The sequence below is a fragment of the Desulfotomaculum copahuensis genome (assembly GCF_001655685.1).
Lineage (GTDB): Bacteria > Bacillota > Desulfotomaculia > Desulfotomaculales > Desulfovirgulaceae > Desulfotomaculum_G > Desulfotomaculum_G copahuensis.
Map to the genome: position 1 here is coordinate 1 of NZ_LYVF01000081.1, position 10,688 is coordinate 10,688.

12 protein-coding genes are annotated in these 10,688 nt (G+C 49.6%); 9 read left to right on the forward strand and 3 right to left on the reverse strand.

Going from position 1 to position 10,688, the window contains the following annotated elements; translation table 11 throughout:
* Window positions 1-141: 141 nt before the first annotated feature.
* From pth to A6M21_RS06385, 4 genes are all read left to right on the forward strand, one after another.
* Complete coding sequence (pth, locus tag A6M21_RS06375) at window positions 142-717, forward strand: aminoacyl-tRNA hydrolase (RefSeq protein WP_066667110.1); 576 nt, start codon at window positions 142-144, stop codon at window positions 715-717.
* A 265-nt stretch (window positions 718-982) separates the two neighbouring features.
* Window positions 983-2,830 carry a histidine kinase N-terminal 7TM domain-containing protein gene (locus A6M21_RS19085; protein WP_151191821.1) on the forward strand — a complete coding sequence of 616 codons (1,848 nt, stop codon included), beginning with the start codon at window positions 983-985 and terminating at the stop codon, window positions 2,828-2,830.
* Window positions 2,712-3,290, forward strand: coding sequence for a response regulator transcription factor (locus A6M21_RS06380; protein ID WP_242868786.1), 579 nt, complete (start codon window positions 2,712-2,714; stop codon window positions 3,288-3,290). Before A6M21_RS19085 ends, A6M21_RS06380 begins: the two co-directional genes overlap by 119 nt.
* A 240-nt stretch (window positions 3,291-3,530) precedes the next feature.
* A complete protein-coding gene (locus A6M21_RS06385) occupies window positions 3,531-3,773 on the forward strand; it encodes a hypothetical protein (RefSeq protein ID WP_151191822.1) in 243 nt (80 codons plus the stop codon).
* A 63-nt stretch (window positions 3,774-3,836) separates the two neighbouring features.
* Here the strand turns inward: A6M21_RS06385 and A6M21_RS06390 are convergent, their stop codons facing one another.
* From A6M21_RS06390 to A6M21_RS06400, 3 genes are all read right to left on the reverse strand, one after another.
* Complete coding sequence (locus A6M21_RS06390; RefSeq protein WP_066667116.1) at window positions 3,837-4,019, reverse strand: YvrJ family protein; 183 nt, start codon at window positions 4,017-4,019, stop codon at window positions 3,837-3,839.
* Window positions 4,020-4,206: 187 nt separating this feature from the next.
* Window positions 4,207-4,446, reverse strand: a complete 240-nt coding sequence (locus tag A6M21_RS06395) for a DUF2922 domain-containing protein (RefSeq protein ID WP_066667118.1) — start codon at window positions 4,444-4,446, stop codon at window positions 4,207-4,209.
* 102 nt (window positions 4,447-4,548) lie between these two features.
* The gene (locus tag A6M21_RS06400; RefSeq protein ID WP_066667120.1) at window positions 4,549-4,773 is read right to left on the reverse strand and encodes a DUF1659 domain-containing protein; all 225 of its coding nucleotides are present in this window, start codon (window positions 4,771-4,773) and stop codon (window positions 4,549-4,551) included.
* Between the two features lie 730 nt (window positions 4,774-5,503).
* On the opposite strand from A6M21_RS06400, the gene A6M21_RS06405 reads away from it, so the two are divergent.
* The 5 genes from A6M21_RS06405 to A6M21_RS17820 all read left to right on the forward strand — a co-directional run bounded on the left by A6M21_RS06405 (window position 5,504) and on the right by A6M21_RS17820 (window position 10,046).
* Window positions 5,504-6,232: a glycosyltransferase family 2 protein gene (locus A6M21_RS06405; RefSeq protein WP_161486018.1), complete on the forward strand. Its 729-nt coding sequence runs from the start codon at window positions 5,504-5,506 to the stop codon at window positions 6,230-6,232.
* A gap of 64 nt (window positions 6,233-6,296) precedes the next feature.
* The gene (locus A6M21_RS17810) at window positions 6,297-6,782 is read left to right on the forward strand and encodes an acyltransferase (protein WP_078060442.1); all 486 of its coding nucleotides are present in this window, start codon (window positions 6,297-6,299) and stop codon (window positions 6,780-6,782) included.
* Between the two features lie 17 nt (window positions 6,783-6,799).
* A complete protein-coding gene (locus A6M21_RS17815; protein WP_078060443.1) occupies window positions 6,800-7,642 on the forward strand; it encodes a polysaccharide deacetylase family protein in 843 nt (280 codons plus the stop codon).
* A 150-nt stretch (window positions 7,643-7,792) separates the two neighbouring features.
* On the forward strand, window positions 7,793-8,884 hold the full coding sequence (locus A6M21_RS06410; RefSeq protein WP_066667122.1) for a DUF1972 domain-containing protein: 1,092 nt from the start codon (window positions 7,793-7,795) through the stop codon (window positions 8,882-8,884).
* A 34-nt stretch (window positions 8,885-8,918) separates the two neighbouring features.
* On the forward strand, window positions 8,919-10,046 hold the full coding sequence (locus tag A6M21_RS17820; RefSeq protein ID WP_078060444.1) for a glycosyltransferase family 4 protein: 1,128 nt from the start codon (window positions 8,919-8,921) through the stop codon (window positions 10,044-10,046).
* Window positions 10,047-10,688 lie beyond the last annotated feature (642 nt).

Genomic DNA, 10,688 nt, shown 5'->3' on the forward strand with positions numbered 1-10,688 from the left:
GCTCCGCCGGCGGAGGAACCAGCGGAATAGAAAGCATTCCCCCCTGTCATTGGGACGGGGGGTTTACTTTTTGTGCTTGCCCGCCGGCCCGAAAAAAAGATAAAATAAAGCTGTCCGGCTGGATGACAGGAGATGGGGAAAATGATGCTGGTGGTGGGGCTGGGCAACCCAGGCCCGGAGTATGCGGCTTCCCGGCATAATGTGGGGTTCATGGTCATCGACCGGCTGGCCGCGCGGCTGGGCGTGGCGGTGGACAGGCGCCTGCAGCGCTCCCTGGTTGGTCAGGCCGCGGCGGCGGGGGAAAAAATAATCCTGGCCAAACCCCAGACTTACATGAATGCGAGCGGCGTGGCGGTGGCCGGCCTGCTGCGCTGGTACCGCCTGGAGCCGGCCGCGCTGCTGGTGATCTCGGACGATCTGGACCTGCCCGCCGGCCGGCTGCGCCTGCGCAGGGCGGGCGGGCACGGCGGCCACAACGGGCTGCGCTCAATCATCGAACAGACGGGCAGCCGGGATTTCGCCCGCCTGCGCATCGGTATCGGCCGTCCGGCGGACGGCCGGATGGACGCCCGGGACTGGGTGCTGGGGAAATTCAGTCCCGCCGGGCGGGAACTGATTGAGCCGGTGCTGGACGATGCCGCCGGGGCCGTACTGACGATCGCCGGCGAGGGTCTGGACGCGGCCATGAACCGGTACAACTCCCTCCGCGGGGGCTGAGCACCCCCGCAAAAAACCGAAAATTGTTGATAAATATTTAATAACAAATTTTCATTTGGGCAGGAACTGACATTATTGGTGACGAATTTATATAGTACATGCTAATAAACCAGGTGGAAGGCTATGACCCGCAGTCCGTAACTGGGCGTCTGGAGCGCGGGGAGCCAGTGACGCAACCGGCCGCTGCAGAAAATGTAGCGGCATTGTTGATCTTGCAGCCGGGGAGGCGAAGATTTTCGTCAATTATCCGTCCTTCATTTGGCCCTTGCTGGCTTCTGCGCTGACCACCTTGCTCCTGGCCGGTTACGCCCGGCGCAACCGCAGCGTCAGGGGGGCGGTTCCCTTCATGATGACCATGCTTCTGGTCACCCTGTGGTCGCTGGCCTATGCGCTGGAAATTACCGCAAACGGGCTGCCGGCCAAACTTTTCTGGGCCGCCGTCCAGTATCCGGCCTATGCCTTTGCGCCGGTCGCCTGGCTGGTCATGGTGCTGCAGTTCACCGGCCGGGAGCGCTGGCCGGCCGGGCCGCGCCTGCTGCTGCTGATGCTCGTCCCCGCGGTCACGGTGCTCCTGGCCTGGACCAACAGCTGGCACACCCTGGTCTACCGGCACGACGCTCTGGATTCCGCCGGCGCTTTTCCTGTTTTGGACCGGACCTACGGGCCCTGGTTCTGGGTGCACGCAGCTTATTCCTATAGTTTGAACCTGTTTTCACTTTTCCTGCTCGCCGGCCTGCTGCGCAGCCGGGCGGCGCTGTACCGGGAGCAGGCGTTGTGCCTGTCCGGCGGCATGCTCGTGGTGATTGTTGTCAATGCCCTGTATATATTTGATCTGACTCCGAACCCCCGCTACGATCCGACCGCGGTGTTCTTTAGCATATCCGGGCTGATCATCGCCTGGGGTCTTTTTCGCTACCGGCTGTTCGACATTGTGCCGGCGGCCAGGGACCGGGTGATCGAGGAGATGGCCGACGGGTTGATCGTCCTGGACATCCGGGAACGGGTGGTGGATCTGAACCCGGCCGCCCGCCGCATCACCGGTTTGGCGCCGGGGCGGGGCGCCGGCCGGACGGCGGCGGACCTTTTCGCCGCCTGGCCCGCGCTGGCCGAATGCTGCCGCCGCCAGACGGACGGTCACTGCGAGATCTCCACGGGCGGGGACGGCCGCCATTATGAAGTGTACTGCCTGCCGCTGCACAACGCCGCGGGGGTGAAAAACGGGCGGCTGATAGTCATACGGGACATATCGGAGCGCCGGGCGGCCCAGGAACAGCTGATGAGCCAGCAGCGGATGCTCGCCGCGCTGCAGGAGCGGGAAAGGCTGGCCCGCGATCTGCACGACAATCTCTCCCAGGTGCTGGGCTATGTCAACATGCAGGCCGGCGCCGTCCACGGGCTGCTGCAGGACGGTCTGACGGCGGAAGCGGCCGCCGGCCTGGCGCGCCTGGGCGAGGTGGCGCGGCAGGCGCACGCCGAAGCGCGCGAATACATTCAAGGCATCAGGGGAACACCCCGGGGCGGGTCGGATTTCTTCACCGCCCTGCGCGCCAGGCTGCAGCGCTTTGAACAGAACCACGGTCTGACGGTGAAACTGGCCGTCGCCAAGGATCTGCCGCCGGATTTGTTTGCTCCGGCGGCCGGTACGCAGCTGACGCGCATCCTGCAGGAGGCGCTGACCAACGTGCGCAAGCATGCCGGGGCGAAAACAGTAAAAATCACTTTTGTTCGCCGGGGCGGCCGCATCCGGATCAGCATAACGGACGACGGCCGGGGTTTTGATGTGAACGCGCCCGCCCCGGACGGCGGATCGGGATTCGGACTGGGGATCATGCGGGAGCGGGCGCAGGAGGCGGGAGGTATTCTAAGGATCGAATCGGTGCCGGGGCGGGGGACGCGGGTGACGGTGGACATGCCGTATCCGGAGGAGGAATTTAGAGATGAAAGTGCTGCTGGCCGACGACCATCCGTTGTTTGTGGAGGGGCTGAAAAACCTCCTGCTCAGCCGGGGGATCGAAGTGACGGGTACGGCCGGGGACGGCCTGGAGGCGCTGGAAAAGGCCCGGACGACAAGACCCGAGGTAATCCTGATGGACATCGCAATGCCGCGCTGTAACGGAGTGGAAGCCCTGCGGCTGATTAAAAGGGAACTGCCGGAAATCAAAATCGTGATGATGACCTCCATTGATGACGACGAAAACCTGTTCAACGCGATCAAAAGCGGCGCGTCCGGTTACCTGCTCAAAAGCCTGCATCCGGAGGAACTCTTCAGCCTGCTGGCCGAACTGGAACGGGGTGAAATTCCCCTTTCCGGCGGGCTGGCGGCCCGGATCCTGCATGCCGTCGCATGCGAACCGGATAATGCGCGGCCGGAGCACAAACTGTCCCCGCGGCAGAAAAAAGTGCTCGGCATGGTGGCCAGAGGCATGACGTACAAAGAAGTGGCCGCCGCGCTGAACCTGCGCGAGCGCACCATCAAGTACCACATGGAACGGATCCAGGAGTTGCTGCAGCTGGAAAACAGGACACAGCTCATCGCCTATGCCGCCCAGAATGGATTTGACCGGTCCTGGTAGTGCGTATTGGGCCGGAAGTGGTACTGCACAACACCAAAGTACAGTTTATTGACGTAAAATACTGAACCTTTTTCCCCGCTCAAACTGAACTAACGGTCATTGTGTAATAACACGCATTGGTCTATAATGCATTTGCACATAATTATGCACTATTTGTAAACCGTTGCCGGTTCCAGGCGCCCGGATACTGCGGCCGCCGTACCGGCCGCGGGGGAATCGACTGGCGGGGGGTGCGTGGAAATGATTACGGGATCGCCGGGTTCCGCCGGTATCAGGCGCAGTATGATCCTGCGCATATTGATTGAAATGGAAAACGGCAGGGAGAAAAAAATCAATGTAGTATCGCTCAATCCGGTTCTGGAGGATTACCTGGCGGGCTTTCACAAGCAGGGCGCGGCCGGGGCCGGTACCGCCCGGCGTGCCGGCCCGGGTCTTCAGCGTATTTTCACCCGCCACGGAACCAAACAAAGGCCGGGCAAATGAGCCGGCGGCCGGACGGCCTGTCCGGCGGCATAAGTAAAGCCCCCTTACCGGGGGGCGGCGGCATTACTTTTTCATGGCGCTTACGGCCTGGGCCAGCTGGGCGATGCTGGCGGTCAGGCCCTCCAGCTTGGTTTCGATGCGCACCAGCAGGTAGGCGGTGACCACAATCGGGAAGCCCAGGTTGCCCACGGCCTGTAAAATGGTTTCCACCGGCAGCACCTCCGTAATCGTTTCTTGTGTGCTCATCCCCCGGCGGGGCGCAACCCCGGCCGGATGCGGACGACGAACAACGAACGGGGGGCGTGCGGCCGGGCATTAATCAACGGCCCCGCGGCACACCGCGGCCGGCGGCAGGGCGCGCCCGCCGCCGGTGCGGAACCGGCCGCGCGGCATGAAAGCCGCGGCTGGCCGGGTTCTCCAACCGGTTGACTGACTAGCCCTGGGGCGGGTCGTACATGTCGTTGGTGGTGCGGTCCACAATGCGCACATCCTGCTTGGACACCAGCGGTCCGCCGGTGGTGGCGAACACGTTCTTGGCGATGATCTGGTCCATCACGCCCAGGATTTCCGTGTTGGTCACATTGTCCCGGGGATCATTCAGACTGATGTTGAAATTGGAGCCGTTCTGGTTGCGGAAAGTCATGCGCAGCGTCTTGGCAGTGGTGGTGGGCATGCCGTTTCACCTCCTTGTGAATTTTTTGCAGCGGGCGCGTTTGCAGCGCGGCCCCGGGCGGTAAAGCGCCGGGTGGCCGGAGCCGCGCCCCGGAAGAAGGCCTTAAGCCTGCTCCAGGCGGGCCATGTCGATGCGCCGGACACCGCTCAGGGTGTGCTTCTGCAGCCCGGCCAGCGCCTGGGCCACATCGTAGAGGTCCTGATCCGTCGCCGCGGCGGCGATATTGGCCAGGTTCTTGTTGCGCAGTACCGGGTTGCCGCCGCTGTCGGTGCCGGTCTGCAGCACCAGGCGCAGCGTGGCGCCGGCGGGTACCTTGTTCACAGGCATATTTATTCACCTCCTTTGCACATTCGCCCGGGGAAGAAGCGTCACCTTGAGCTTGTCGAACTGGTGATCCCGGAAGAAGTGTTCCCCGAACTGATGAGCCCATTATAACACCTGTTCGCCTGGTGGTCAAGCATCAATTTTGGAAAAAATATGTCTACATTTGTCGAAAAAGCCGGCCGACGGCGGACGCGCCCCACTGCCGGCCGGAAGAAGCGCGCCGGGTCAAGGTGAGTTAAAGAAATTGCTAAATCCGTATAAATTTATTCAACCAGGAAGGGTTAACTAAACCAGTGTCGAAATATCCAGTTAGTATCACCAATGCAACCTAAAAAGCAGCGCGCCTGCAGCACGCAGGCCCGGCCGGGCACCAGCCGACCGGAAGACGCAGCCAATAATGCGGAGTCGATGCAACGCGGCCCATACTTGGGCGCCTGGACCGTGTGAAGACAGTGGCGCAACCGACCGCTGCCGGCACCGGCAGGGGTCGTAATAATTTTTAAGGCGTGACCCCAAAAAAATGCAACCTGCGACACACTCATGACCGGCTGCCGTGAGAAAATGGATTCAGGCCGAAAGGGCCCCGGCATATGCCGGGCCGGGAAGCGCTTCCATACTTTTTACACGGTTTTCACCTGGATTTTCCGCAGTGGCGGCATATGCTAGACATGGACATGCCTGACAAGATGCTGATGTGCAAGCAGGAAAAGTTTGCGAAACGGGGGGAACAATTTTGGCCGTCGCGTTGAAAAAGGAAAGGCCGAAAATCATCGCTGTTATTCCCGCTTACAATGAGGAACGGCACATCGGGGAGGTTGTGCGTAAAACGCGCTTATATGTCGACCAGGTATTCGTTATTGATGACGGCTCAACCGACCGGACGGAAGAGATTGCCCGGACGGCCGGTGCGACAGTGATCAAGCATAAAGAAAACATGGGTAAGGGGGAAGCCGTAAATACAGCGTTCAATCTGGCGCGTGAAATCCGCCCGCTGATCATGGTGCTCTTGGACGGTGACAATCAACACGATCCGGACGAGATTCCCTTACTGGTAAATAAATTACTTGATAAAAAATGTGACATGGTAGTCGGCTCACGCTTTATGCGGCAGAATGAAATCCCCGCCTACCGCATGCTCGGCCAGCATGTACTGACGCTGACCACCAACCTGGGATCGGGAATAAAATTAACCGACTCGCAAAGCGGCTTCCGGGCCTTCTCCCTGGCGGCCATCGATCAGATGCATTTCAATGAATCAGGCCTCTCCGTGGAATCGGAGATGCAATTCATCGCCGGTGAAAAGCGACTTAAAGTACAGGAAGTCCCCATAAGCACAAACTACGACGATGAGGTGAAACGCAACCCGATCGTGCACGGGGTGGGGGTACTGTTGCGGGTGATTAGTCTTTCGCTCCAGAAAAACTTAGTTGGTGGAATGCTACGAGGAGGTGGTTTAAATTAAAAATAGTATTTGCGAAAAAAATAATGAAGTTTATTCACCTGAAGAAGTTAACGAATCAGAGCTAATGGAATATTACGGTTATAAGGGGTTCATAGGAAAAATAAAATACTATATGCGGTTTCTTGCCCACTGGATACTACAAAGCCTGGCTAAAATATCACCACATCCTGGAATTGCTGTAATGTTGCAGCGATTAAGAGGAGTATCGATCGGAAATCACGTATATTTAGGACCAGGAGTAAATCTAGATGATCTTTATCCGCAGCTGATAAAAATTGAAAATTATGTAAGTATTGGCATGAACACTATGATTTTCACACATTCTAATCCTACATGTTCATATGAAATTAAAACAAGATATTACCCGCGGGTTGTTAAAGAAACTGTAATAAAGAAGGGAGCATGGATTGCACCTGGTTGCATAATATTGTCGGGAGTAGTTATTGGTGAAAATAGTGTAATCGGTGCCGGCTCCGTAATAGTTAAAAATGTTGAACCATATACAGTTACAGCTGGTAACCCTGCTAAAGTTGTTAAGAAATTAAATTGAATAATTAAATAGGTGTTATGATGAATAAAGCGGCATTGGTAATAGACCTAGAATTTTGGCACACAAGTGAATTTTTGAGGGAATATGTCCCAAGAGATTACAATGACATGGTATTGGATGCAACTATTCCAATTCTTAATCTTCTTGATAAAAATAAAACGAAAGCTACGTTTGCTATAGTCGGCCAGCTCGCAGAAAAATACCCTGATTTAGTGAGAACAATTTATAATAAAGGACATGAGGTAGCTTCGCATTGTTATTCTCATAGAATGTTAAATGATTTAGGGGTTAATAAATTTGAGGATGAAATAAAACGATCAGTGGAAATATTATCTGCTATTACAGGAGAGCAGCCAATTGGTTTTAGAGCGCCAAGCTTTTCAGTTACTCAACCGACGAGCTGGGTTTTTAAGATATTAAAAAAATATAATTTTAAATATGACGCAAGTATTTTCCCAATAAAAACGATTCTATATGGAGTTTCAAATGCACCATTAATACCATATAAGCCGAATCCTGATAACATTTTATTAAATGAGGTTAATGCAGATATAATTGAATTTCCTGCGACTGTTATGAATTTTGTCGGAAAGCTTATGCCGATATCTGGTGGTTTCTATTTTAGGATTTTCCCATTGTGGTTTATAAAATATGCGTTACGTCGGGTTATATTGCAAAGACCTATTATATTTTACATACACCCTTGGGATCTATATGTTGATGTCCCCCGAATTAATCTTCATTTTTTGCCTAAAATAATTACATACTATGGTTTAAAATATGCTATGAAAAAATTCGAGTTATTATTGAATGAATTTAATTTTCGACCAATTAAAGAAGTATTATTTTTAAGTGATTAACCTAAAAAATTATAGCTTATGAGTTATAAGCATGCCAAAAAAATAATTTTCTTATAGAAAGTTTCCAGATGCGAGTAAGGCTTAAATTCAATTATAGCGTGTAATTTTCGGTGAACAGTTAAAGTTTAGGGATTTATGGGAGATTAAATAATGGACTTGGCTATTGTTGGCTCTAGAGGCATTCCAGCACATTACGGTGGTTATGAAACATTTGCAGAGGAATTGTCAACAAGACTTACTGATAGGGGGTATGAAGTATGCGTTACATGTGAAGGATATGGCCAAGCGAAATGGTATAATAATGTAAACTTGATTTATGTGCCTATAATTACAAAAATAATTCCCAGGAACCTAGCAGAGGTAATTCATGACATTTGCGCAATCATGTATGTATCTATATTTATCAGGCCTAAGATAATTTATCTCTTGGGGTACGCAGCATGCTATACATGTATCATTTCACGATGTTTAGGTATAAAAGTGTGGATAAATGCAGATGGTTTGGAGTGGAAGAGAAGAAAATTTGGTTCAGTGGGACGGGCTATTATAAAAGCATTGGAAGGCATTGCCGTTAAGGTATCAAATCTAATGATAGCTGATTCAAAGCATATCCAGAAATATTTATTTGAGGAATATCATATAAATTCCTCCTATATTCCATATGGTGCTTATCCTGTTAAAGATATTGATCCTAATTTAATAACTAAGTTTAATACACGACCAAAGGAGTACTACTTGGTAGTTGCAAGGATAGAACCGGAAAATAATATCGATGTAATTATAGATGGTTTTGTAAAATCCAATAGTAAAAAACAACTTATTGTCGTAGGGAAAGTCCAAAATAATAATTATGGAAAGATGTTGTTGTGTAAGGCATCAGATAGAGTGCATTTTATTGGTGGTATCTATGACAAAAATTTACTAAATGCCTTAAGGTTACACTGTTTTGCATATTTTCATGGACATGAAGTTGGAGGTACTAACCCGTCATTACTTGAGGCGTTAGCTTGTGGAAATATAATTATTGCTATTGACGTTCCCTTTACGCGCGAAGTTGCAAGAAATGCTGCATATTTCTTTACTGATGCCTCTTCGTTGTGTGAGGTAATTAATGAGGTCGAAAGTAGTTATATTAACTACCCGGAAAGAGAAGAATTGTCTCGAGATAGGTTGATAAAAGCAGGTTATACATGGGATAATGTCTTAAAATGCTATCAGATCTTATTGGAGAAAAACGTCTAATGTATTTCATAGATAATTTAGTGGGAGTATTGCTATGAATATTCTTCTAACAAACCACATGGAAACAACGTATCCAGGAGGAATCAATAAGGTTGTTCGAGAATTAGCGAGTAGTTTTTCTTTTAAAGGTCATGATATTATAGTCGTACAGCCAAATGATAGTAACTTAACAGACAATCAGGAATATTTGGGGAGTAAATTAATAAGAGTAAAATATAAATATGATAAATTTTTATATGGTATTAAACTTGCACTGCCTTCAAAATTAGATTATATAATTAAAGAATTTAACCCTCATATTATTCATGTACATGGTTACCATTCATTATTTTCTCATGAAATTGCTTGGATTCTTAGAAAAGGTTATGCAAAAATACCGTTGGTATTTTCTCCTCATTTTGATATAGCTGGAAGTACATTTGCTGGTAGATACGCGATTAAGTTGCTTAATAATACTATTGGGCGGCGTATATTTAATCAGTCAATGCGTATTATAACATGTTCTGATTTTGAAGCTAAAAAAATAAAAGATATATTTGGTATAAAAGATCAAATAATTTCAATAATCCCCCATGGTGTTAATAGAATTAATCGCAAAAGTTACTGTAAACTAATTGGTAATAAGGGAAAAATTAATTTACTTTTTTCTGGATATTTAATAAAAAGAAAAGGTGTTAGGTATATATTAAACAGTTTGTATTCGTTAATTTACAAGTATAATTTCAAAAAAGTATCATTGATTATAATTGGCGATGGACCTGAAAAAGATAATTTAAGAAAAATTGCGTTAAGACTAAATATTAATGAATATATTAGATGGTTGCCGTTTGTAGAATATAATGAGTTGGTTAAGATGATTGAGGAAAGTGATTTCTTTTTATTGTTATCTGAATCAGAGGCTTTTGGTATAACTATCGCAGAAGCGTTGACTTTAGGAACACCTGTAATAGTAACAAAACGAGCAGCACTTGAGGAATTTAAGAATGAACCAGGATGTTTTTTGGTAAATTATCCACCAAATTCTAATGACGTCGCTAAAATTATTTTAAATAGTTTTGGATCTAAGGTAAATATAGGCCCTTTTACGTCAAAAATTCGATTATGGAATGATGTGACTATGGATTATGAGGAAATATATAATAGAATACTAAATAACTCTTAATTGCAAAGAAGTATATAAACGAAATCGAAAGATTAGTCTATTACACTATAACCTTAATTTGTTATTATTTAGGGGTTAAGATAGCATAAATCGTTTTTTAGAAACATCTACGGCACGGGTCATTTGGTTCCACCTAATGACCCCCATGCCCTTGCCGATGCTATGGAAAAATTGCTATACGATAATCTCCGCCTTGAGATGGGCGAAAGCGCCTATAAATTCATGAATGAAATTTTTCCTAGAAAAAATAGCTCAACAATCCTATCAGGAAGCCACAATGTTGGTATCTCCTACGCCCTGGGAAAATACGATACGGCATACATAATGATTTTGAATAACGACATAATCGTCAATCCAGAATTTTTAGCGGGCGATTCGCAGCCCTAATTCGTTAAGTGGAGGTGTTGTCCTCCCGTTTCGGGCCTTACACCGGAACGAGGCCAAGATTCGAGGAAACTCTGGATGCTCGCCGGAGAGTCGAGACCTCGAACGATCCGGACCAGAGTTAGGTTATCTGATGCGTCGCGAGGCGGTCAGAAAAGGGCCTGAGGCCGAGGAACAGACCCGTGTTCAGATACCCAAGCATTCCGCCGGTATCTGATTAGGCCGAGGTGGCGTGTGTATTGGGCGAGACTGCGCTAA

What these genes read in the sequence shown, in the direction of transcription:
- pth (WP_066667110.1), top strand. Translation starts at nt 142, where the DNA reads ATGATGCTGGTGGTGGGGCTGGGCAACCCAGGCCCGGAGTATGCGGCT.
- A6M21_RS06385 (WP_151191822.1), top strand. Translation starts at nt 3,531, where the DNA reads ATGATTACGGGATCGCCGGGTTCCGCCGGTATCAGGCGCAGTATGATC.
- A6M21_RS06390 (WP_066667116.1), bottom strand. Translation starts at nt 4,019, where the DNA reads ATGAGCACACAAGAAACGATTACGGAGGTGCTGCCGGTGGAAACCATT.
- A6M21_RS06395 (WP_066667118.1), bottom strand. Translation starts at nt 4,446, where the DNA reads ATGCCCACCACCACTGCCAAGACGCTGCGCATGACTTTCCGCAACCAG.
- A6M21_RS06400 (WP_066667120.1), bottom strand. Translation starts at nt 4,773, where the DNA reads ATGCCTGTGAACAAGGTACCCGCCGGCGCCACGCTGCGCCTGGTGCTG.
- A6M21_RS17810 (WP_078060442.1), top strand. Translation starts at nt 6,297, where the DNA reads ATGGAATATTACGGTTATAAGGGGTTCATAGGAAAAATAAAATACTAT.
- A6M21_RS17815 (WP_078060443.1), top strand. Translation starts at nt 6,800, where the DNA reads ATGATGAATAAAGCGGCATTGGTAATAGACCTAGAATTTTGGCACACA.
- A6M21_RS06410 (WP_066667122.1), top strand. Translation starts at nt 7,793, where the DNA reads ATGGACTTGGCTATTGTTGGCTCTAGAGGCATTCCAGCACATTACGGT.
- A6M21_RS17820 (WP_078060444.1), top strand. Translation starts at nt 8,919, where the DNA reads ATGAATATTCTTCTAACAAACCACATGGAAACAACGTATCCAGGAGGA.